At 60.7% G+C, this 21,947-nt stretch carries 21 protein-coding genes; 14 read left to right on the top strand and 7 right to left on the bottom strand.

From position 1 onward, the window contains the following. Positions 1–285: 285 nt before the first annotated feature. Both ASG68_RS13405 and ASG68_RS31400 read right to left on the bottom strand, forming a co-directional pair. Positions 286–1,056 carry an SDR family oxidoreductase gene (locus ASG68_RS13405; protein ID WP_062581561.1) on the bottom strand — a complete coding sequence of 257 codons (771 nt, stop codon included), beginning with the start codon at positions 1,054–1,056 and terminating at the stop codon, positions 286–288. Positions 1,057–1,179: 123 nt separating this feature from the next. Next, positions 1,180–1,341 (bottom strand): hypothetical protein, encoded by a 162-nt coding sequence (locus ASG68_RS31400; protein WP_156373849.1) that lies wholly within the window; start codon positions 1,339–1,341, stop codon positions 1,180–1,182. A 330-nt stretch (positions 1,342–1,671) separates the two neighbouring features. Here ASG68_RS31400 and ASG68_RS13400 point away from each other — a divergent pair, with 330 nt between their 5' ends. The 3 genes from ASG68_RS13400 (at position 1,672) to ASG68_RS13390 (ending at position 5,412) form a co-directional block, all read left to right on the top strand. Then, positions 1,672–3,309 carry a phosphoethanolamine transferase gene (locus ASG68_RS13400; protein ID WP_062603241.1) on the top strand — a complete coding sequence of 546 codons (1,638 nt, stop codon included), beginning with the start codon at positions 1,672–1,674 and terminating at the stop codon, positions 3,307–3,309. A gap of 94 nt (positions 3,310–3,403) precedes the next feature. Next, positions 3,404–4,066, top strand: coding sequence for a response regulator transcription factor (locus ASG68_RS13395; protein ID WP_062581558.1), 663 nt, complete (start codon positions 3,404–3,406; stop codon positions 4,064–4,066). A 26-nt stretch (positions 4,067–4,092) separates the two neighbouring features. Next, a complete protein-coding gene (locus tag ASG68_RS13390; protein WP_062581556.1) occupies positions 4,093–5,412 on the top strand; it encodes a histidine kinase dimerization/phospho-acceptor domain-containing protein in 1,320 nt (439 codons plus the stop codon). Between the two features lie 78 nt (positions 5,413–5,490). On the opposite strand, the gene ASG68_RS13385 is transcribed toward ASG68_RS13390, so the two are convergent. Next, complete coding sequence (locus ASG68_RS13385; RefSeq protein WP_062581554.1) at positions 5,491–5,697, bottom strand: hypothetical protein; 207 nt, start codon at positions 5,695–5,697, stop codon at positions 5,491–5,493. Positions 5,698–6,138: 441 nt separating this feature from the next. Then, entirely contained in the window at positions 6,139–6,798 is a 660-nt protein-coding gene (locus ASG68_RS13380; RefSeq protein WP_062581552.1) for a glutathione S-transferase family protein, read from the bottom strand. Between the two features lie 90 nt (positions 6,799–6,888). Between ASG68_RS13380 and ASG68_RS13375 the strand changes: the two genes are divergently transcribed. Further along, positions 6,889–7,401, top strand: a complete 513-nt coding sequence (locus ASG68_RS13375; protein ID WP_062581550.1) for a winged helix-turn-helix transcriptional regulator — start codon at positions 6,889–6,891, stop codon at positions 7,399–7,401. Between the two features lie 202 nt (positions 7,402–7,603). Next, positions 7,604–8,065: a hypothetical protein gene (locus tag ASG68_RS13370; protein WP_156373848.1), complete on the top strand. Its 462-nt coding sequence runs from the start codon at positions 7,604–7,606 to the stop codon at positions 8,063–8,065. 190 nt (positions 8,066–8,255) lie between these two features. Here the strand turns inward: ASG68_RS13370 and ASG68_RS13365 are convergent, their stop codons facing one another. From ASG68_RS13365 to ASG68_RS13355, 3 genes are all read right to left on the bottom strand, one after another. Beyond that, positions 8,256–8,558, bottom strand: a complete 303-nt coding sequence (locus tag ASG68_RS13365) for a hypothetical protein (RefSeq protein ID WP_062581546.1) — start codon at positions 8,556–8,558, stop codon at positions 8,256–8,258. Between the two features lie 228 nt (positions 8,559–8,786). Next, positions 8,787–9,689, bottom strand: coding sequence for a polyphosphate kinase 2 (gene ppk2 / locus ASG68_RS13360; RefSeq protein ID WP_062581544.1), 903 nt, complete (start codon positions 9,687–9,689; stop codon positions 8,787–8,789). Between the two features lie 138 nt (positions 9,690–9,827). After that, positions 9,828–10,679 carry a LysR substrate-binding domain-containing protein gene (locus ASG68_RS13355; RefSeq protein ID WP_062581542.1) on the bottom strand — a complete coding sequence of 284 codons (852 nt, stop codon included), beginning with the start codon at positions 10,677–10,679 and terminating at the stop codon, positions 9,828–9,830. 88 nt (positions 10,680–10,767) lie between these two features. On the opposite strand from ASG68_RS13355, the gene ASG68_RS13350 reads away from it, so the two are divergent. The 9 genes from ASG68_RS13350 (at position 10,768) to prmC (ending at position 21,687) form a co-directional block, all read left to right on the top strand. After that, a complete protein-coding gene (locus ASG68_RS13350) occupies positions 10,768–11,484 on the top strand; it encodes a haloacid dehalogenase type II (RefSeq protein ID WP_062581541.1) in 717 nt (238 codons plus the stop codon). Positions 11,485–11,488: 4 nt separating this feature from the next. Then, the gene (locus ASG68_RS13345; protein ID WP_062581539.1) at positions 11,489–12,277 is read left to right on the top strand and encodes an aldolase; all 789 of its coding nucleotides are present in this window, start codon (positions 11,489–11,491) and stop codon (positions 12,275–12,277) included. Positions 12,278–12,359: 82 nt separating this feature from the next. Next, the gene (locus ASG68_RS13340; protein WP_062603238.1) at positions 12,360–12,893 is read left to right on the top strand and encodes a hypothetical protein; all 534 of its coding nucleotides are present in this window, start codon (positions 12,360–12,362) and stop codon (positions 12,891–12,893) included. A 459-nt stretch (positions 12,894–13,352) separates the two neighbouring features. Then, positions 13,353–13,634: a hypothetical protein gene (locus tag ASG68_RS13330; protein ID WP_062581533.1), complete on the top strand. Its 282-nt coding sequence runs from the start codon at positions 13,353–13,355 to the stop codon at positions 13,632–13,634. Positions 13,635–14,321: 687 nt separating this feature from the next. Beyond that, the gene (locus ASG68_RS13325; protein WP_062609867.1) at positions 14,322–15,554 is read left to right on the top strand and encodes a calcium-binding protein; all 1,233 of its coding nucleotides are present in this window, start codon (positions 14,322–14,324) and stop codon (positions 15,552–15,554) included. Positions 15,555–15,903: 349 nt separating this feature from the next. Beyond that, entirely contained in the window at positions 15,904–17,157 is a 1,254-nt protein-coding gene (locus ASG68_RS13320) for an aspartate kinase (RefSeq protein ID WP_062581529.1), read from the top strand. A gap of 91 nt (positions 17,158–17,248) precedes the next feature. Beyond that, complete coding sequence (ptsP, locus tag ASG68_RS13315; protein WP_062581526.1) at positions 17,249–19,516, top strand: phosphoenolpyruvate--protein phosphotransferase; 2,268 nt, start codon at positions 17,249–17,251, stop codon at positions 19,514–19,516. A 228-nt stretch (positions 19,517–19,744) separates the two neighbouring features. Next, positions 19,745–20,827 carry a peptide chain release factor 1 gene (gene prfA, locus ASG68_RS13310; RefSeq protein WP_062581524.1) on the top strand — a complete coding sequence of 361 codons (1,083 nt, stop codon included), beginning with the start codon at positions 19,745–19,747 and terminating at the stop codon, positions 20,825–20,827. After that, complete coding sequence (gene prmC / locus ASG68_RS13305) at positions 20,824–21,687, top strand: peptide chain release factor N(5)-glutamine methyltransferase (RefSeq protein ID WP_062581522.1); 864 nt, start codon at positions 20,824–20,826, stop codon at positions 21,685–21,687. Before prfA ends, prmC begins: the two co-directional genes overlap by 4 nt. The last annotated feature ends 260 nt before the right edge of the window (positions 21,688–21,947 follow it).

Below are 21,947 nucleotides of genomic sequence, written 5' to 3'. Positions count from 1 at the left end.
GCCCTCCGGATCGTGCCTGTGTTTCAAACACAGATCAGGAGCACCGGCCCCACCTCGCCGGCAACGCTTTCCGGTGTATCCGATGGCAGGACGAGGGGGAGTATGGCACGGGTTGATGGGGGCGGGGATTTTGTCGTGTGGCTGAGATCCCCTCACCAACAAAATCTAACACTTAGCCTTTGGCTAAGATATTGATTTTGTCTCCTCTCCCACTGGGGGAGAGGTAAAAATGCCGAACCCGCCGCGTCAAATCTCATCCCCGCTTAAGGGGATTTGCTGAGCTTTTCAAGTGCGGTTGATCGAGACGCCACCATCGACGAGCATGGCGGTGCCGGTGGTGAAGCTCGAGGCGTCCGAGGCGAGGTAGAGAACGGAGCGGGCGATTTCCTCCGGTTTGGCCATGCGCTTCAAGGCATGCAGTCCTTCAACGAAGGCGAGCACTTCCGGTCCGGCGCCCGGTGCATTGGTGAAGCTCATCGGCGTGTCCGTGCCGCCGGGCAGCAGGGCGTTGACGCGGATCCCCTTCGTGCCCAGTTCCGCAGCGAGGCTCTGGGTGAAGCCGATCACGCCAGCCTTGGCGGCGGCATAGGCGCTGGTGTTCGGCATGCCGGCGGTATGGCCGACGAAGCTGGAGGTGAAGATCAGCGAGCCTGCGCCACGCGCCGCCATGGCAGGAACCTGATATTTGGCGCCGAAATAGGCGCTGGTCAGGTTTGTCTCGATCGTTTCCTGCCAGCCGGTCGTCGAGAGATCGGCGATCGGCGCCATTTCGCCGGTGGTGCCGGCATTGTTGAAGGCGATGTCGAGGCCGCCGAATGTTTCGACGGCGGCATCGACCAAGGCACGGGCATGCGCCTCGTCGCGGACGTCGCCATCAATGGCGATCGCTTCCCCGCCCTCCTGCTCGATTTCGCCGACCAGTTCGTCGAGCGCTGCCCGGCGCCGTCCGGAGAGAACCAGCCGGGCACCCTCGCGGGCAAACAGCTTGGCCGTCGCGCGGCCGATGCCGGAACTGGCGCCGGTGATGATGGCGACTTTCGTGGACAATGTGGTCATGACTGAAACTCCTCTCGATGTTGCGGGAGTTTCAATCGCAGGGAAGCGGGCGTGCCGCCACCCGATTCCTGACAGGGCAGAACGTGATGACGAGCGATCGGTAAGCTTGCGATTACCTTCGATTCAGAGCTTCAGATTGTCGAGGCGCAGGGTCATGGCCGACGACTGCCGATGCGTCAGTGTCGATGCCTGGGAGCCGGCAAAGCGGCAGAGCGGGATCAGGACGATCACCGCGACAAGGGCGGCTACATACAGAAGGCCAAGGGGAATGCGACGCGCTTTCAAACAGGAATCTCCAGTGTCGAAGGCAGATTGCCTGCCGAAGCTGACAACAGGCTGAACGCGTGGAACTCCCGGTCCTCGCATTTCCACCTCATGGGTGTTGCGTGGTGAAAAGACCCCTCCCCAACCTCTCCCCACAAGGGGGAGGGGCTTACATGCCACCCTTGTTGTGGAGATGGCCGGCAGGCCAGAGGGCGCTTTGCTACCTGCAATAACCCTCACGCGTCTCCATTCAGGTTCCTGTCAGAAAACAATCACAGATGTCAGGCGTGGAGATCGGCTGGCGATGTTGTCGCTGGGTCCATCCGTCCGATGTATCGCTGGAGTAGCCTGATGACCTTCGTAACCCTTTCCAACGCCCCGGCGCGTCTGTCTCGCCCCGTCATGGGGAGCGTCGCGTTGAGCGTCATCGTGGCCGTCTATCTCGTCTTTCTGACGAACCGGACCTTCTGGGCGAAGGCCATCGATTATCTCGGTGTTCCGAGTTTCGCTGTCGTGCTGATGGCGATCGGGCTGGTGGCGCTGTTTTCCGCCGTCTGCATCACGGTATCGGTGAAGTATCTGACCAAGCCGTTCTTCATCTTTCTGGTGATGGCTGCGGCGGTGTCGTCCCGTTTCATGGACCATTTCGGCACCATCATCGACGTCGACATGATCCGCAATGCTGCCGAAACAACGGGTTCGGAGGCCGGCCATCTGCTGACGGCGGGCTTTGTCACGCATGTCGCTGTTTTCGGAATCCTGCCATCAGTGCTGATTGCCGCAGTGCGGATTCAGCACCGGCCGTTTCCGCAGAAGTTGATGTGGAACACCACGCTGGTGCTGTCGTGCCTTGCCGTGTTCGTGGCGGTCGGGCTCGCCAATGTCCGCACCCTGGCGGCGACGACCCGCGAGCATCGCGATCTGATGGCGACGCTCAACCCGGTTGCGCCAATCGTCAGTGTCATCCGTTATGTCCGGGCAAGCGGCGACGAGAAGGATCTGATCGTACAGCCGCTGGGCACGGATGCCCATGTGGTCGCGCCAACCGCATCCGGACATCCACGCGTGACCATCATCGTGGCTGGTGAAACGGCGCGCGCTGAGAATTTCTCGCTCGGCGGATACGGCCGCATGACCAATCCGAAGCTTGCCGCGCGGGGCGTTCGCTATTTCTCCGATACGTCGAGTTGTGGCACGGCAACGGCCGTCTCGCTGCCCTGCATGTTCTCGATCTACACCCATGCCAGTTACACGCACCAGAAGGGCAGGGAGACGGAAAACCTGCTCGATGTCCTGACCCATGCCGGCATCAAAGCGGAATGGTGGGACAACAATACGGGCAGCAAGGGGCTGGCAACGCATATCGCCTACACGTCCTTCTCCGACATCAACGACCCGCGCTTCTGCATCAATCACGAATGCATCGATGCCGTGCATCTCGACCGGCTCGGTTCCTGGCTCGATAATGTCAAGGGTGACAGCGTGCTTGTCGTTCACCAGATCGGCAGCCATGGGCCGGGATACTATCAGCGTTACCCGGACGCCTTACGCCGCTTTACGCCGGATTGCCGGACGCCGGAACTGGGCAACTGCTCGCATGACGAGATCGTCAATGCCTATGACAACACGATCCTCTATACCGACCATGTCCTCTCGGAGATCATCGACATGCTGAAGGCGCGGCAGGACAAGATGTCGGGTCAGATGATCTATATGTCGGACCATGGCGAATCGCTGGGCGAACACGGGCTCTATCTGCACGGTGCGCCCTATTTCATCGCGCCTTCCCAGCAGACCCATGTTCCTTTCATTCTCTGGCAAGGGCAAGAAGCCAAGGCCGGTGTCAACGCGGCATGTCTGGACGCCAAAACGAGCGAGCCGCAGTCGCATGACAACCTGTTCCATACGGTGCTGGGCATGATGAATGTCGCCACCAAGGTCTACGATCCGGCGCTGGATGTGATCGCGTCCTGCCGGGCGGCTTCCTAGCTGGGCGTGGATACTGTGGATCGAAGCCGTTTGACCGTGCCGGTCAAAGAGGGAATAACAGGCCGTTAAGGCTGACTGGAAAAGGGCCAGCGGGTTGCGCATTCTGCTTGTCGAGGACAACGAAATATTGGGGGAGGCCGTTCGCGATCATGTTGCGGCGCAGGACCATGCCGTCGACTGGATGACGACGCTGGAGGATGCCCGCGCATCGCTGCGCGCCGTCAGCTATGGTCTCATTTTGCTCGATCTGCGGCTTCCCGATGGTATCGGCATCGCGCTGCTGAAAGAGCTGCGGGCTTCGGGCAATGCCACGCCGGTTATCATTCTCACCGCCCACGACCAGATTTCCGACCGGATCGAAGGGTTGAACAGCGGCGCGGACGATTATCTCGTCAAGCCATTCGATCTCGGCGAACTTTCGGCCCGCATGCTGGCAGTGCTCCGCCGCACTGGTGGCAATGTTTCGCCGGTGATCCGCCTCGCTGATCTGAAGATCAGCCAGGCCGATCGGCGGGTGTTTTTGGGCGAGGAGGAAGTCAGCCTGTCGGGCCGCGAATGGGCAGTGCTCGATACGCTGCTCGCCCGGCCGGGCGCGATCATCTCCAAGGCGCAGATCGAGGAGGCGCTCTACGCTTTCGGGTCGGAGATCGAGAGCAATACGGTGGAGGTCTATGTCAGCCGCCTGCGCAAGAAGCTCGGACGCGACCATGTCGCCACCGTCCGTGGCGTCGGCTACAAGATCGGGGCGCCGGCGTGAGGGAGCAAAAGCCCGGCGGGCAGAGCATGACGCGGCGCCTGATCCTCTGGCTGACGGGGGCTGCGACCGCCTTCTGGCTGATTGCCGCCGGTCTCGGCGTTTCCGTCATGCACGACGAATTCGGCGAGATTTTCGATGGCTCGCTGCAGGAGACCGCCGAGCGGCTGGTGCCGCTGATTGTCGACGAAATGGACCGACGCCAGGGTGAAGCCTATCCGCGACGCGACCAGACCGACGATGCCGGCGAGGAATATCTGGTCTATCAGGTGCGCAATGCCGGCGGGGAATTGCTGTTCCGGTCCCATGACGCGCCCGAAGCGCCCTTTGACGTGCCGCTGAAGCGTGGGTTCTTTACCGATGATACCTATCGGTTCTTCACGGCGTCCTCACCCGGCGACAAGATTTTCGTGCAGGTGGCAGACGCCCTGGAAAACCGGTCAGAGGCGCTGAACGAGGGCAGTCTTGCCCTGTTCCTACCGGTGCTCGTGCTCATTCCCGTCAGCGTGCTGCTGATCCGGCAGATCGTGCGGCGGACGCTGGCGCCGGTCGATGACCTGCGCGAGGCGATCGAGGAAAAGGACGGCGGCAACATGGCGCCGGTCGCATCCGACATGCTGCCGCGCGAACTGCGCCCGATCGCCCGCTCGGTCAATCACCTTCTGGTGCGATTGCAATCCGCCTTCGACGCCGAGCGGGAATTCACCGCCAACAGCGCCCATGAACTGCGGACGCCGATCGCCGGTGCCTTAGCGCAGACCCAGATGCTGATCGCCGAACTCGACGGTCCCGGCAGACGGAGGGCACAGCAGATTGAAGCGTCGCTGATTAATCTGCGCCACACGACGGAAAAACTGCTGCAACTGGCGCGTGCCGAGGCCGGCATCGGTGGGGGGGCTGAGAGCGTCGATCTTGCGCGGGTGTTGGAACTGGTGGTGACCGATTTCAAGCGCAGTACGCCACAGCCGGATCGCCTGCAGCTTCACCGCGAAGACGGCGCCGCGCTGGTCGGCACTTATAGCGAGGATGCCTTTGCCATCGTGCTGCGTAACCTGATCGAAAACGCGCTGCTGCACGGTCGTCGCGATGAGCCGGTGAATATCCGTCTTGAGCAGGGGGGCGTGGTGCGCATCGTGAACGGGGCGGTGCCGTTATCCGCGGACGAAATGGCGGTGATACGCCGGCGTTTCGGCCGTGGCAGCACGGTCGCGTCCGGATCCGGGCTCGGCCTGTCGATCGCCGAGCGGTTGCTGCAGCAGATGAATGTCGGATTCGAGGTTTTGTCCCCGGCAACAGGCCGGGCGGATGGCTTTGAAGTGGTGTTGCGTTTTGGCGCCGCCGCAAGCTAGTTGCTTTCGCCGATAGGCCCGGCCGCTGCGCCATCGGGCGCTTTGCGGCCAGGATATTTTTGGCGCCGGATGCGTGCCTTATCGAATGGCGATTTCCGATGTGGCGAAGACAGGCGGCTCATTTTCCACGCGTGCCGTCAGGTCGGCCCATCTGTTGCGCTCGGCCAGGATGGCACGGGCAATCACGATGGCCGAATGATCGGCGAAATATTCTTCCGAAACGCTGGTCCGGGCCTTCACCGCAGCGTTCCAGATATCATCAGGGAATACGTTCTTGATGGCCATGATACTCTCTCACTCTTCAAGTCGATCAAAGAACCCAAGACAGGCAAAGCGGCTGTGGGTTCATTGTCCACGATCGGCCTGTGGACATCAGCGCGCTTTCCACCTCGAAACGTTCACCAAATGAGCCGCCTTGGATAGTTGGACCTAGGGCCAATATGCGGCACGATCTGGCCCCTCTTCGACATCGGGCGGCTCCGCACACAGCTTTCCAAGGCTTCCAATCACATTGATTGTAAAGTCTTTTCAACAAGATACGACATTCTGGCGAGTGTAACCATCATGGTCGGCTCCACCCCGCCGCCGATGGGCGGGGTGGCTCAGGTCGCGCCGCATTCACACGCGGACCTTAGCGTGATTCGACGACTGGCGATTCACCCGTTTGGGGTATATCGGCTGCCGGATGATGGAATAATTGCTGATGAATTCAATTTTTGATTGTGATTAGTCGCGATCCGGCGCGCCAAGCGGGAAGAAGTGGCGATAGGGACGACCTCCGTCGACCGCGCGGGCAAAGGCGGGTCGGGCCAGCAGGCGGGCGCGATAGGCGCGGACATGGGCAAAAGTTTCCGGGATCGGATGCACCCAGTCGGCATAAAACAGCGAGGGAGAGGCGGCGCAATCGGCGAGGCTGAACACATCTCCGGCCGCCCATTGCCGGTTTGCCATCGTACCGTCCAGCCAGGCATAGGCATCGTCGAGCATGGCCTTGGCCTCGTTGACGCCATACGGATCGCGATCCGCTTCCGGACGGATCTGGTTGAAGACCACTTTCTGCATCGGCGTCATGATGTAATTGTCGAAGAAGCGGTCCATCATCCGCGCCGTCAGGGCCGCCCTGGGATCGGACGGCAGGAAGCGGACGGAGCCGGGATGGTTGAGCCCGAGATATTCGACGATGACCGTCGCCTCCATCACGGTTTCATCGCCATCCTTCAACACCGGCATGCGCTTCATCGGCCAGAGCTTGCACCATTCGGCGGCGACATCCGGCGTGTCCGGTCCCAGCATGCGCAATTCGAACGGCGTGTCGTTTTCGTAAAGCGCGGTCAGCACCTTCTGGCAATAGGACGAGAAGGGATGGGCGAAGAGCTGCAAGGCCATGATATCCTCCCTGACTGATTTCAGAATGCAACTGGTTGTTTTGTAGGGTAACCGATCCTATATTGCAAGCAGTTTAGTGAAGGGCGGAACATGGATATTGCACACCGGTCGGGATGCCCGATCAATCTCACCCTCGAAATGCTCGGCGACCGCTGGAGCCTGATCGTCATTCGCGACCTGATGTTTGGCAATCGCCGGCATTTCCGCGAGCTTCTCACGCAATCGGAAGAAGGCATAGCCTCAAACGTGCTGGCCGACCGGCTGAAGCGCCTCAGCGAAAGCGGCATGCTCTCGCGCGCGGACGATCCCAGCCACAAGCAAAAGGGCATCTACAGCCTCACGGAGCCATCCATCCAGCTCGTGCCGCTGCTCGCGCAGATGGGCGCCTGGGGCCGGCGGCACACGCCGGCCTCCGAGGAATTGTCGATCCGCGCGGAATTGCTGGAAAACGGCGGGCCGCAGATGTGGGAGGCGTTCATGGTGGAGTTGCGGGGGCTGCATCTCGGCACGCCGATGCCGGACCGTTCGGTGTTCGCGGAATTGCAGGCGGCGTATCTGGCGGTGGTGGCGCGGAAGGGGGAAGTGGTTGCGGCAGCGTCCTGAATGCCGCTCCCGGTCAGGAAACAAGGGCGATCCTGTAAAAGCGCAGCGGTAATCAAAGACGATTTCATCGACCCCGATGCGGAAGGCTACCAAGCGCACGCCGACGGCAGCGATGTTACTCGCCTGCATTGACATCCCGGTCGCAGACACTAATTGAACTTGTGCGTCATGCTCCCGCCATCGTTCATCAAAGGATTCCATGTTGTTCGCGAAACTCGTCCGCACCGACGGTAAGGGTGATTTGTTGCTCAGCGGCGGCCTCGTCGTAGCCGTATTCGAAACGAAGGGACAAACAGTCATCAGGACTGCGGCCGGCGGCGAAAACGCCAGCTTTGTCGTCTCGGAGACCGCTGAAGATGTGGCTGAAAAACTCTCCTCGCTGGGCGTGAAGCTGGTCCAGTTCACGCGTAACAAGGACGGCGGCGCTATTCAGTTCAACGTTGCGCAGATCGTGGCGGTTTATCAGCGCACCGATAACGCTGTCATCCGTACCACCGCTGGCGGCGAGCATGCCGAATACGTGGTGGCTGAAGCAATGAGCACGGCTGTTGACGTTGTGGCAGCCGCCATGGCCGAGAAACAGCAAGAAGCACCAAATGAGGAAGCGATGGTAACGAGCCTGGTCGGGCGCGAACCGAAGAGATCGAAAGGATCCCGGCGGTAGACGTTGAGGGCGGGTTCGCTTTTTTCAAAAAACTTCCGGTAATGGCGAAAGTTTCATCAACTCGTTGAAACTCGAGATTCAAGAACGCCGTGAGGACAGGGCGAGGGGATGGTGTGCGAAATCGATCTTAGGGTTTGTGCCTCATTCAAATCGAGCCGAGCCGCTGGGTGGTGGCGTCATTAGTCGGTCGCTAGGGGAGCGAGCGCGGCGCGAAAAATATCAGAGCGGCAAAACCCGCAAAGATGATCATAAACACGGTGAGAGAGATCAGCTTCTGAACGCCACGTACCGGTTTTTGCGTGGCTTCATCGATGATCAGCGGACCGAAATCCTCGGAAAAATTCCAGCCGTTTTTTGCATGGAAATGAAGAGACCGAAGAAACCAGTACAGAGCGTATAGGGCGCCCGCAGCGAATAATGGCCCGCTAACATACAACTCGATGACGCGATCCGCAACGCCGGGTGGAAGGATGGGGTCAATCGGGTCGAGCATAGCGGAAACTCTGCGGCAGAGCCTGAACGAGTCAAGCTGCTATCATGCTTGGCCGGGTGATCCAGACTTGCAGGGAATGGGCGATGCCACGAAGACGCGGCCATGGACGTTGAGGAAGCGTTCGAGACGCATGATGAGTGCCTTTACGGAATTCGCCGCCATCACCCCCTCTGTCGGCTCCGCCGACATCTCCCCCGCAATGGGGAGATTGGCTCGCATCACCCCTTATCAATACACTTCCGGCACGTACATTTCCGGGGGAACCGGGTGGCGGATGTAGTCGTCGTGGCGGACGCGTTCGGGGAGGATGAGTTCGGGCTTGGGCACGTCCTCGTAGGGGATTTGCGCCAGGAGGTGGGCGATGCAGTTGAGGCGGGCCTTTTTCTTGTCGACGGCCTGGACGACCCACCAGGGAGATTCGGGGATATGGGTGCGGGCCAGCATTTCTTCCTTGGCCTTGGTATAGTCTTCCCAATGGACGCGGCTTTCGAGGTCCATTGGTGAGAGTTTCCACTGCTTCAGCGGATCGTGGATACGCATCTGGAAGCGGAATTCCTGCTCCTCGTTGGTGATCGAGAACCAGTATTTGATCAGGATGATGCCGGAGCGGACCAGCATGCGCTCGAATTCCGGCACGTCACGGAAAAATTCTTCCACCTGATCGGGCGTGCAGAAGCCCATGACGCGCTCGACGCCGGCGCGGTTGTACCAGGAGCGATCGAACAGCACCATTTCGCCTGCCGTCGGCAGATGCGGCACGTAGCGCTGGAAATACCACTGGTTCTTTTCGCGCTCGGTCGGCGCGGGCAGGGCGACGGTGCGGCAGACACGCGGATTGAGGCGCTGGGTGACGCGCTTGATGGCGCCGCCCTTGCCGGCCGAATCGCGGCCTTCGAACAGGACCACGACCTTGAGCTTCTTGTACTGGACCCAATCCTGCAGGCGGACCAGTTCATGCTGGAGGCGGAACAGTTCGCGGAAATAGGTCTTGCGCTCCAGTGACGGTTCGGCCGGGCCGGACATGCCTTCGGCGACCAGTTCGTCGAGGCGGTCTTCTTCCATCTGCATTTCCAGCTCTTCGTCAAAGCTGTCGGCAATTTCCGCCTTGATGCGGTCGAGGTGGTCGATCATCGGTCAAATCCCTGTTGGCCACGTTATCTGAACGTTCAGCGACCTTTGCGCGGCGCTGAGCGGAGTTTGGCGGCACAGGAACAGGGTTTGATGACAGGTATGTGACAATTCGAAGTTTCGCGCGCTAACCGGTCAGGTCTACAGATTGCCGGCCAGAAACTCGCCGAGGGATTTGGCCTCGTTGGAGAGCCGCGCCTTGCCCTTGACCAGCGCCAGTTCGGAGGCTTTCTGGGCTTCGAAACCATGGGCGGGGCCGAGTTTCCGGTGATCGGGCAGGAGGGCGTCCGACGGCAGCAGGCTGATGCCGAGGCCGGAGGCGACGGCGGCCTGGACGCCCATCAGGCCTTGGCTGGTATAGGCGATCCGCCAGCGGCGGCCGCTGCGTTCGATGGCGCGGATGGCCCGCTCGCGGTAGATGCAGCCGACCGGGAAGACGGCGAGCGGCACGATCTCGTCGCGCACGGGACGGCTGGCGCTGTCCACCCAGACCAGCTCTTCCTTCCAGCTGGCGAGGCAGGCGCCATCGCCCGGCTCGCGCTTGATCAGGGCCAGGTCGATCTCGCCGGCATCGAGCAGGCGGCGCAGTTCCGTGCTCCAGCCGCTCACCGTATCGAGCCGGATATGCGGCGAGGCGGCGGCAAAGCCCGACAGGAGGTCGATCAGCCGCCGCCCGGCGAAATCCTCGGGAACGCCGAGGCGCACGGTTTTCGGCGCCTGCGGCGTGCTCATCGCATCTATGGCCTCCTGCGCTGTCGCCAGGATTTTCCGGGCATAGCTCAGCAGGACCTCGCCTTCCTCCGTCGTCTGGACACCGCCGGTGGACTTGTCGCGCAAGAGCAGGGTGTGGCCCAGATTGGTCTCCAGCTTCTTGACCTGCTGGCTCACCGTCGATTGCGTCAGGTGGACACGCTCGGCCGCGCGGGTGAAGCCATCGCATTCCACCACGGCGACGAAGGTGCGCAGGAGATCGAGATCGAAACCGAAGGACATTCAATTTTCCCATGAGATAAATTATCTTATTTAATTTCTCAATGATCCGAAAATTTGTCAATCTGCCGGAAACGAGGAGACTATTGATATGACACTTCCCGGAAAACGGCCGATATGGCTGACCTTCGATTGTTATGGAACCCTCATTCAATGGGACGAGGGGCTGATTGCCGCGATGGAAAAGATCCTGTCGCTGAAGGGGCGCGATATCGACCGCGATGCCTTCATCAAGGTCTATGACCGGCACGAGCATGCGCTGGAACAGGAGCGGCCGCACCGGTCGTTCAAGGAGGTCTCGGCCCGATCACTGGCGCTGGCCATGGAGGAGTTCGGCCTTGATTTCGAGGATTCGGATGCCGAAATCCTGACATCCTCGATCGGCAGGATGCCGCCCTTTCCGGAGGTCGTCGGGGCTCTGGGGCAGCTGAAAGCGGTGGGCTTCCGGCTGGCGATCATTTCCAACACCGACGATGCGATCATTGCCGGAAATGTCGCGCAACTGGGCGGTCTGATCGACCGGGTGATCACCGCCGAGCAGGCCGGCGCCTACAAGCCATCGACGCAGATCTTTCATCATGCCTGGAAGGAACTGGGTATCGGCATGGACCAGCTTGTGCATATCTGTGCCAGCCCGCATCTCGACCTGACCGCCGCCGAACGATTGGGTTTCCGCGCGGTCTGGATCGATCGCGGCACCGGCCGCAAACCGATCGGCGATTATCGGCCGAACGAAACCGCGCCGACGCTGGACAAGGTGCCGGGCATTTTCGCTGCCGCTGGCTGGATGGAACAGAAGAACGGATGACGAGATGGCCCACGAACTGAACCTTTCGAAGACGGAGCCGCTGCGGCGCAACGTGTCGCTCGACACGCCGGAAATCCGCGAGGCGCGCGCCGATCTCGCCGCCTGCCTGCGCATGGCCGCAAGGCTCGGGCTGGAAGAGGGCATCTGCAATCATTTCTCGGCGCTGGTGCCGGGCCATCCGGACCTGTTTCTCGTCAACCGACTCGGCTGGGCCTTCCAGGAGGCGACGGCGTCTTCGCTGCTGATCTGCGATTTCGACGGCAATGTCGTCGACGGCGATGGCGTGCCGGAGGCGACGGCCTTCTATATCCACGCCCGCCTGCACAGGATGTCGCCGCGCGTCGGGGCGGCGTTTCACACCCATATGCCGAACGCGACGGCGCTGACCATGATCGAAGGCGAGCCGCTGGTCTTTGCGGGCCAGACCGCGCTGAAATTCTACGGCCGCACCGCCATCGACGAAAACTACAACGGCCTTGCTCTCGACGAGCGCGAGGGCGACCGGATCGCCGCCGTGCTGGGCGACAAGGACATCCTGTTCATGCGCAACCACGGCGTCATGGTCTGCGCGCCGAACATCGCCGAAGCCTGGGACGATCTCTACTACCTCGAACGCGCCGCCGAGGTGCAGCTGAAGGCCATGAGCACCGGCCGGCGGCTATTGCCGGTGTCCGAAGACGTGGCTTCCGCGGCGGCCCGGCAGATGCGCGAGGGCGACCCGGAAAGTGCGCGCATGCATCTGGAGAGCGTGCGCCGGGTGCTGGACAGGGAGGCGCCGGGGTATCGGGGGTGAGGGGGGCGGCGTTGCCGCGCTTCCTATTGTGAGAATATCGAAATGGGGCAGGCGTGGAGTCGAACTTCACACCTGACGATGGATGGCAAAACTATCATTGCAACTACACGTATTGCCCGATGAGGTGGGTGCTTTGGTTTCCGACCTCTTGGATGACAGTTCCGTGTTCGTCACTGTTGTTGAAGGGGCGCGAATACCGCTGCAGTTTTACGTGAACGAGGAAAGGCTGTGCCCACCACAATGCAGCGTCCTGATTTTCACGCTCTCTCCTCCGGTACTGTCCGCGCGATCAATTTACAAGTTTCTCGGCTTCAATCCTGATGCCTCGGTGCTGCAGATTGGCCAACTGACGTCTGCGGGACTTTCTGAATCATGGCTGTCGGCAATGACGGGCAACAAGGATGCCATGAAGCGCTGGAAGCAGACGGCAAAATTGGTGCGGCGCGCAACGCAGAAAGGAGCTGTGGCGGTCAATCCTAAAACCGGAGCGACCGCACCGATGAAGGGCCATCGATTTAGCACCGGCGCCCGGGCATTGTATTTGAAGGGTACTGCGATGCTTCCTTGGGCCGGAACCAACATTATCGAATTGATAGGTAAGACGGTTGCTGAATAAGACTGCTTGTCTGCAGCAGCCCGGCAAATCTATTAGCGTGAGGGCATCGAAACCGTTTGGAAAGGCCGCAGCGATAACGTCGCCGCGTTGATTGGCAAGAACCTCTGCGGGAGATTTGGAAATTGGGCGAGTTTATCAGTACGTCCATCCGGGACTTCTTCAACCGTCTGCTAAACAGCAGACTTTCGCTGGTTTTGTATGTAGGCCTTAAGTGGATAATCGGCTCTCTCGCGGCTGAGCGCACAAACACCCCGGCCGTCTATTGGGCAGCTTGTGCGAGCCTCAGTGCGATTGCTGTCTTCTTGCGGATCAGGCTTTCTCGCCGGAAACGGGACCAGCATTATCGCCCCTGATGCTTGATGGGCTACTCCTGTTATTTTGGATTTTTGATGTCGTCTGTAAGACGAGACGCGCCATTTCTGGCAACAGTCGTGACGTTTTGGAAAAAGGAATCTGCAGTTGGACGCAAACCGGGACAAACCCGTCAAGTGGATAGAAATTTGGGCATTCTACGGGCCATCCCCGCCAGACATATGCTTCGTTTGGGAGGATTTTAACGGCTTGTTCGAGGTGTACTCCCTACATGACAAGGACGTCATATTTGCATCTGACAACTATGAAGACGCTCGCATATACGTTTCGGAAGATGAATACAGCTTCGTCAAAAGAGTTGATGATGAGGATGTGGAGGTTCCAGCGTACGGGCTAGCGAGACATAGGCCGGTCGAGACACTGAACTGAACCCGCTTTTGCTCGGCAAGTGGGTGTATTGAATCCGCGCGGGATCTATCGATGTGATGATCTTTGCGGCTTGCGGATCCGTCATAATTTGCAAGGCCTGATACGGATGAATAAGGCCCGGTATCCGACGAAGTAGCGTCTGCGGCGGCCCGGCAGATGCGCGAGGGCGATCCGGAGAGTGCGCACATACATCTTGAGAGTGTGCGCCGGGTGCTGGACCGGGAGGCGCCGGGGTATCGGGGGTGAGGGGGCGGCAACTGGAACAGACCATCCCGGTAGGCGGCGTGCTGTAGTTCAGCGAGGTGATGGCGTTGTCGCAGGGCGCTAGTCCGGCCCACCCGGCATGGCCTTATTCCGCTTCGGTCGGCACAGAGGTAGGGCGATGGATCACCTCTGAAAAGTGCTGCCATGATCGCAACATGTACGAGCAAAAGAAGCGGGAAATGCGCCGTCCTGAAAAGAAGCGAGACGAAACCGAATAGAGATAGCGATAATATTCATGCTGTATTCATATCTTTCTCGTCTGCTCGATGGCTGCGAAGGTTGACATTTATGCTTTGGTAGTGCGCGGCTATCATGTAAATTCAGGAAGTAGAGGCTCCTTTAGGTGCGACTTGCCTGAATGTTGCTTGTCCTGTAGTTTTCTGAGCTGGGGTTTTTGAGATCCATCTCCATTAGAGGGCTATCATGGGAAGTTTCACGGGAATATCGACGAAAGACGTCTATGACGCCATCCAGCTCGGCTTGGGCAACGAATACAACACGATCGACGGCGCCGGCGGCGATGACGAATTGCGGGGTGGCTATATCGGCAATCTGATTTTCGGCGGCACCGGCAACGACATCATCTATGGAATGGGCGGCGGCGACGATCTATACGGTGGTGACGGTAATGATGTGATCAATGCGGGAGGCGGCGACGACCTGATCTCCGACGGCGATGGCAACGACACTCTCTACGGATATTCCGGCGACGATATCGTCGATGTCGGCATTGCCGGTCAGGGCCTCGCAGCGACGAGCACGATCGACCTCGGACAGGGTGACGACCTTGTCTTTGCCGGCGGGCAGATCGACAAGGTCACCGGCGGACAGGGAATCGACATGATCGACTATTCCCGCGGCCTATCTACCGTCGTCGTCAACCTGCAGACCGGCTTGGGCAGGGGCGGCTGGGCGGATAAGGACTCATATCGTTCGATCGAGGATGTTCGGGGCAGTGCCTATAATGATACAATCATCGGCAACGGTGCTTACAACACGCTCAACGGATATCGCGGCAACGACACGATCTCCGGAGGGTACGGCGGCGACGAGCTCGATGGCGGCAACGGAATCGACTCTCTGGACTACCGCGCGTCCACCAGCGCGGTGAAAATCGATCTGGCGGCGGGAACCGCGGCGGGCGGCGATGCCGAGGGCGACAGCTTCTACAACTTTGAAAACATCTTTGGCAGTGCCTATTACGACCAACTTTATGGGGACAGCAAAGCGAACACCTTGCGCGGCTACGACAGCCATGACCAACTCCATGGCCAAGATGGCAACGACACGCTCGCCGGTGGCGCTGGCAGAGACTATCTCTATGGTGGATCGGGCGCAGACAAGTTCCTCATCGACACTAGGATTGGCGTCTCCAGTATCGACACGATCTTCGATTTCGTCGTCTCGATCGACAAGATGGTACTGGACAATGATGTCTTCACCGAATTCGCAGCGGGTGAGGCACTTTCGGCCGCCGCATTCCGCGCTAACTGGTCGGGTGCAGCCGCAGACAGCGACGACCGCATCATCTACGAGATCGATAGGGGTTATCTGTATTACGATGCTGACGGCACCGGGTCCGGCAAGAGCATCTGCTTTGCACAGCTCACCACGACGCCGACCATTACGAATGCCGACTTTATTATAGTGGACTAGGGTTTGGACTGGGGCGGGCGTGAGCATAGGTCCTCGCTCCGCGAGCATTCGCTGAAAATCAATGCAATCGCAGCATCGCAATATCACTGCCCTACTCGATGCAATCAGCTGTCCCCTATCGGGGATAGCTGACGGGCCGCAGGGACTTTTCCTCATGCGATTACCGTGGGAATGAGGGCGTTTGTACCACCGACCCCTTTGCATCTTTTCTCACCCGCAGGACGGCGGTGTCGCGCCGCCGTTTCCTGCGTGTTGCGCCATTGCACCCCGTCCTCAATTTCGCTAAGAGACCGCCAACTTCTTCGACTGGCGCGGACCCGCGCGGCATGGCAATACCGGTGGATAGCATATGGCACGCATCGTGATGAAATTCGGCGGCACGTCCGTCGCGGATATGGATCGCATCAGGAATGTGGCCCGCCATGTGAAACGTGAAGTCGATGCGGGCCATGAGGTCGCCGTTGTCGTCTCCGCCATGTCCGGCAAGACCAACGAACTGGTTGCCTGGACGCGCGACGCTTCGCCGATGCATGACGCGCGCGAATATGATGCCGTTGTCGCTTCCGGCGAGCAGGTGACATCCGGTCTGCTGGCGATCGCGCTGCAGAATATCGGCATCAATGCCCGCTCCTGGCAGGGCTGGCAGATCCCGATCAAGACCGACAACGCCCATGGCGCGGCGCGCATTCTCGATATCGACGGCACGGAGCTGATTCGCCGCTTCGGCGAAGGCCAGGTGGCCGTCATTGCCGGCTTCCAGGGTCTTGGCCCGGACAACCGGATCGCGACGCTCGGCCGTGGCGGTTCCGATACGTCGGCGGTGGCGATCGCAGCCGCAGTGAAGGCGGATCGTTGCGATATCTATACCGACGTCGACGGCGTCTACACGACCGATCCGCGCATCGAACCGAAGGCCAAGCGCCTCAAGAAGATCGCGTTCGAGGAAATGCTGGAAATGGCATCGCTCGGCGCCAAGGTCCTGCAGGTCCGCTCGGTCGAGCTTGCCATGGTATTCAAGGTCCGCACCTTCGTGCGCTCCAGTTTCGAAGACCCCGATGCACCGGGCATGGGCGATTTCTTCAATCCCCCCGGTACGCTGATTTGTGATGAGGAAGAGATCGTGGAACAGGAAGTCGTCACCGGCATCGCCTATGCCAAGGATGAAGCACAGATTTCGCTGCGGCGCCTGGCCGACCGGCCCGGCGTTTCGGCCGCGATCTTCGGACCGCTCGCCGAAAGCCACATCAATGTCGACATGATCGTCCAGAACATTTCCGAGGACGGATCGAAGACCGACATGACCTTCACAGTCCCCTCCAGCGATGTCGACAAGGCCCTGAAGGTCCTCAATGAATCCAAGGAAAAGATCGGCTTCGACGTCATCCAGAACGAATCGGGCCTGGTGAAGGTCTCGGTCATCGGCATCGGCATGCGCAGCCATGCCGGCGTGGCCGCGTCCGCTTTCCGCGCACTTGCTGAAAAAGGCATCAACATCAAGGCGATCACGACCTCGGAAATCAAGATTTCCATCCTGATCGACGGTGCCTATGCCGAATTGGCCGTTCGTACTTTGCATTCCGTCTACGGTCTGGATAAGAGTTAAGCGACGCAGTCGCGGTCGTCATCCGGCGCTTGAAAACGCCGGGCCGGTCGCTATCTGCCCTTGATGATTTCAGATACGGAGACGTTGCGCGATGAGAGACCTCTCTGCGGGTCCACGCGTCCTTCTCAAGCGGTTGCGCGAACTGATGGCGGAACCGCTCGAGCCGCAGGAGCGACTTGACCAGATTGTTCGCCAGATCGCGCAGAACATGGTCGCGGAAGTGTGCTCGGTCTACGTGCTGCGCTCCGACGGCGTGCTCGAACTCTATGCCACAGAAGGTCTGAACAAGGACGCCGTCCACCTCGCGCAACTGCAGATGGGGCAGGGCCTCGTCGGCACGATCGCCGCTTCTGCACGGCCGCTCAATCTCTCCGACGCGCAGGCGCATCCGGCCTTCACCTATCTGCCGGAGACCGGCGAAGAGATCTATCATTCGTTCCTCGGTGTTCCGATCCTGCGCACCGGCCGTTCGCTCGGCGTTCTCGTCGTGCAGAACAAGGCGAGCCGCACCTATCGCGACGACGAGGTCGAGGCGATGGAAACGACGGCGATGGTGCTCGCCGAGATGGTCGCGACCGGAGAACTGAAGAAGCTGACCCGCCCGGGGCTGGATCTCGACCTGTCGCGCCCCGTGACGATCGAGGGCAACAGTTTCGGCGAAGGCATCGGCCTTGGTTATGTCGTGCTGCACGAACCGCGCATCGTCGTCACCAATCTTTTGAACGACGATACCGACCACGAGCTTGGCCGTCTGGCGGAGTCACTCGGAAGCCTGCGCATCTCGATCGACGACATGCTGTCGCGCCGTGACGTGTCGATGGAAGGCGAGCATCGCGCCGTGCTGGAAGCCTACCGGATGTTCGCGCATGACCGCGGCTGGGTGCGCAAGCTGGAAGAGGCGATCCGCAACGGCCTGACGGCGGAAGCCGCTGTCGAGCGCGTGCAGAGCGAGACCAAGGCGCGGATGATCCGGCTGACGGACCCGTACCTGCGCGAGCGCATGCACGATTTCGACGACCTCGCCAACCGGCTGCTGCGGCAATTGACCGGCTACGGCGCCAAGCTTTCGGCGACGGATTTTCCGACGGACGCCATCGTTGTCGCCCGCGCCATGGGCGCTGCCGAACTGCTGGATTATCCGCGCGAGAACGTGCGTGGCCTGGTGCTGGAAGAAGGCGCGGTAACGAGCCATGTGGTGATCGTCGCCAGGGCAATGGGCATTCCCGTGGTCGGGCAGGCGGCGGGTGCCGTGGCGCTTGCGGAAAACCGCGATGCCATCATCATCGACGGCGACGATGGCAAGGTGCATCTGCGGCCGATGGCTGATCTGCAGCGGGCCTACGAGGAAAAGGTTCGGCTGCGCGCCCGCCGGCAGGCGCAATTCCGGGCGCTGCGCGGCGTCGATCCCGTCACCAAGGACGGCAAGCGGATCAAGCTGCAGATGAATGCCGGCCTTCTGGTCGACCTGCCGCAGCTTGCCGAGTCCGGCGCGGAAGGCATCGGCCTGTTCCGCACCGAGTTGCAGTTCATGATCGCCTCGACCATGCCGAAGATGGAAGAGCAGGAAGCCTTCTACCGCAACGTTATCAAGCAGGCGGCCGGCAAGCCAGTGACTTTCCGCACGCTCGATATCGGCGGCGACAAGGTCGTGCCCTATTTCCGCGCGGCGGAAGAGGAAAACCCGGCGCTCGGCTGGCGGGCGATCCGCCTGTCGCTCGACCGTCCCGGCCTGCTGCGCACCCAGCTGAGAGCGATGCTTCGGGCATCCGCCGGCCAGGAGCTGCGCATCATGCTGCCGATGGTGACGGAGGTTTCCGAACTGCGCATCGTGCGCGAGCTCCTGCAGAAGGAAATCCAGCGCCAGTCGAAGGTGGGCGAGCAATTGCCGCGCAAGCTGCAGTTCGGCGCCATGCTGGAAGTGCCGGCGCTGCTCTGGCAGCTCGACGAGTTGATGAACGAAGTGGACTTCGTCTCGGTCGGCTCCAACGACCTGTTCCAGTTTGCCATGGCCGTCGATCGCGGCAATGCCCGCGTTTCGGACCGGTTCGACGTGCTCGGCCGGCCGTTCCTGCGCATCCTGCGCGACATCATCCGGGCCGGTGACCGCAACGAAACGTCCGTGACGCTGTGCGGCGAGATGGCGTCGAAGCCGCTCTCGGCCATGGCGTTGTTGGGGATTGGTTTCCGCTCCGTCTCGATGTCGCCGACGGCGGTCGGCCCGGTCAAGGCGATGCTGCTCGGGTTGGATGTCGACAAGCTCGCGACTATGCTGCATGCGGCGCTGGACGACCACAAGGACCTGACGCCGCTGCGGGAGAAGCTGGTGGCGTTCGCGGCAGAGCATGGGGTGCCGGTTTAGCGACGCTACAGCTAAGCCGCCTCTGTAGGCGACGCCGACATCTCCCCCTGAAGGAGGAGATGAGCCGCCAACGATTGCGCGTCCCTGACTTTAATGTAGATAGGGAAAAGAATGATCTCCCCCCTTGAGGGGGAGATGTCACGTCAGTGACAGAGGGAGGGAAGCCTCCGCAAACTCGGACAGAATGAAGGACGGACGCGCGAAGCGGCACGTCCAACGGAGCAGACATTGGCCACACTTCCTGTTGAAAAAATGCGCGAGCTGGAGCGCCGTTTCGGTGAGATCGAGGCGCGCATGGCCGAGGGGCCGGCTGCGGATGTTTATGTGAAGTTGGCATCGGAATATTCCGAGCTGCAGCCGGTGGTGACCAAGATCCGGGCCTATGAGAAAGCGCAGGCCGAGCTTGCCGATGTCGAGGCGCTGCTGGCCGACAGGACGACCGATCGCGAGATGCGCGATCTTGCGGAGATGGAAAAGCCTGAGATCGAGGAGCGCATCGAGGCGCTGGAAAAGGACATGCAGATCCTGCTCCTGCCGAAGGACGCGGCCGACGAGAAGAGCGCCATCCTGGAAATCCGGGCCGGGACCGGCGGGTCGGAGGCGGCGCTGTTTGCCGGCGATCTCTTCCGCATGTACGAGCGCTATGCATCCGACAAGGGCTGGAAGGTCGAGGTGTTGTCGGCGAGCGACGGGGACGCCGGCGGCTACAAGGAAATCATCGCCAATGTCACCGGACGCGGTGTCTTCTCGAAGCTGAAATTCGAATCCGGCGTTCACCGGGTGCAGCGCGTGCCGGACACGGAAACGCAGGGGCGCATTCACACGTCTGCGGCGACCGTAGCGGTTTTGCCGGAGGCGGAAGACATCGATATCGAGATCCGCAACGAGGATATCCGCATCGACACGATGCGCTCCTCGGGCGCCGGCGGCCAGCACGTCAATACGACGGACTCGGCGGTGCGCATCACCCATCTGCCGACCGGCATCGTCGTTACCTCGTCGGAAAAATCACAGCATCAGAACCGCGCCAAGGCCATGCAGGTTCTGCGCTCTCGGCTCTACGACATGGAGCGGCAAAAGGCCGACAGCGAGCGCTCCGCCTCGCGCAAGAGCCAGGTCGGCTCAGGCGACCGGTCCGAGCGTATCCGCACCTACAATTTTCCGCAGGGGCGCGTCACCGATCACCGCATCAATCTGACGCTCTACAAGATCGACCGGATGATGATGGGCGAGATCGACGAGGTGGTGGATGCGCTGCTGGCCGATTATCAGGCGGATCAGCTGGCGCAGCTCGGCGAGATGCAGGGATGATCGATACGCTCGACAGCCTGTTTGCCGAGGCAAAGGCCCGGTTCCTGCAGGCGCATATCGGCGAGGCGGCGCTGGATGCGCGGGTGCTGATCAGCGGCCTGCTCGACCTGCCGTCCGTGGCCTTCATGACGCGGGGCAGCGAGCCGGTGTCTGTTGAAGATGCGCAGCGCATCCGCGACGCCATCGCCCGCCGCGCGGCACATGAGCCGGTCTATCGTATCCTGGGATGGCGCGAGTTCTATGGCCTGACGCTCGGCATGTCGAAGGACACGCTGGAGCCACGGCCGGATTCGGAAATGATCGTCGAGGGCCTGCTTCCGATCGCTCGCAGGATCGTGGCCGAGAAGGGATCGTGCCGGATCATCGATCTCGGCACCGGGACCGGGGCGATCTGCCTGGCGCTGCTCAGCGCGGTGCCGGAGGCGACCGGCGTCGGCTCGGATCTGGCTGCGGGTGCAGTGGATATGGCGCGCGCCAATGCGGAACGCAACGGGCTGGGTGGACGGTTCATCGGCATCGAAAGCGACTGGTTCGAGCGAATTGAAGGCGTGTTTGACATCATTGTGTCGAATCCACCCTATATAAGGACTGATGTGGTCGCGTCCCTGGCGCCTGAAGTAAAGGACCATGATCCGGCGCTGGCGCTGGATGGTGGCGCCGACGGGCTGGATGCCTACCGCACGCTCGCAGCCGGCGCCGCCGCGCATCTGGCCCCCGGCGGTGTCGTCGGCGTCGAGATCGGCTATGACCAGATGCAGATCGTCGGACAGCTTTTCACCGATCATGGTTTCCGGGCAATCGACCGGGTCCGCGATCTCGGCGGAAATGACAGGGCGATCGTGTTCGACATGGTACTCTAACGCCACAAAACAGGCGGAAAATGGCAGGTTCTTTTTAGAGACCGTGAAGAAAAGGCTTGGAATCAACGAGGAAGCGGGCTAGGTTCAACCTTACGCACTGGGCAAAAGGTCTAAGATCTGAGATTCGTTCCGGTCAGACCTAGCCGCAGGGATTGCTCTCACAAAAGAGTTGCTAAGGTTCGACAGTGCCTGGTGCGGGTACCTGTTAATTTGACTTTAACCAGCGACGGTACCGTCATGAGACGGTTGGGTCGCGGCGC

This window comes from Rhizobium sp. Leaf453, assembly GCF_001425605.1.
Classification (GTDB): domain Bacteria; phylum Pseudomonadota; class Alphaproteobacteria; order Rhizobiales; family Rhizobiaceae; genus Pararhizobium.
This window is presented reverse-complemented; position numbering and strand designations above follow the sequence as displayed.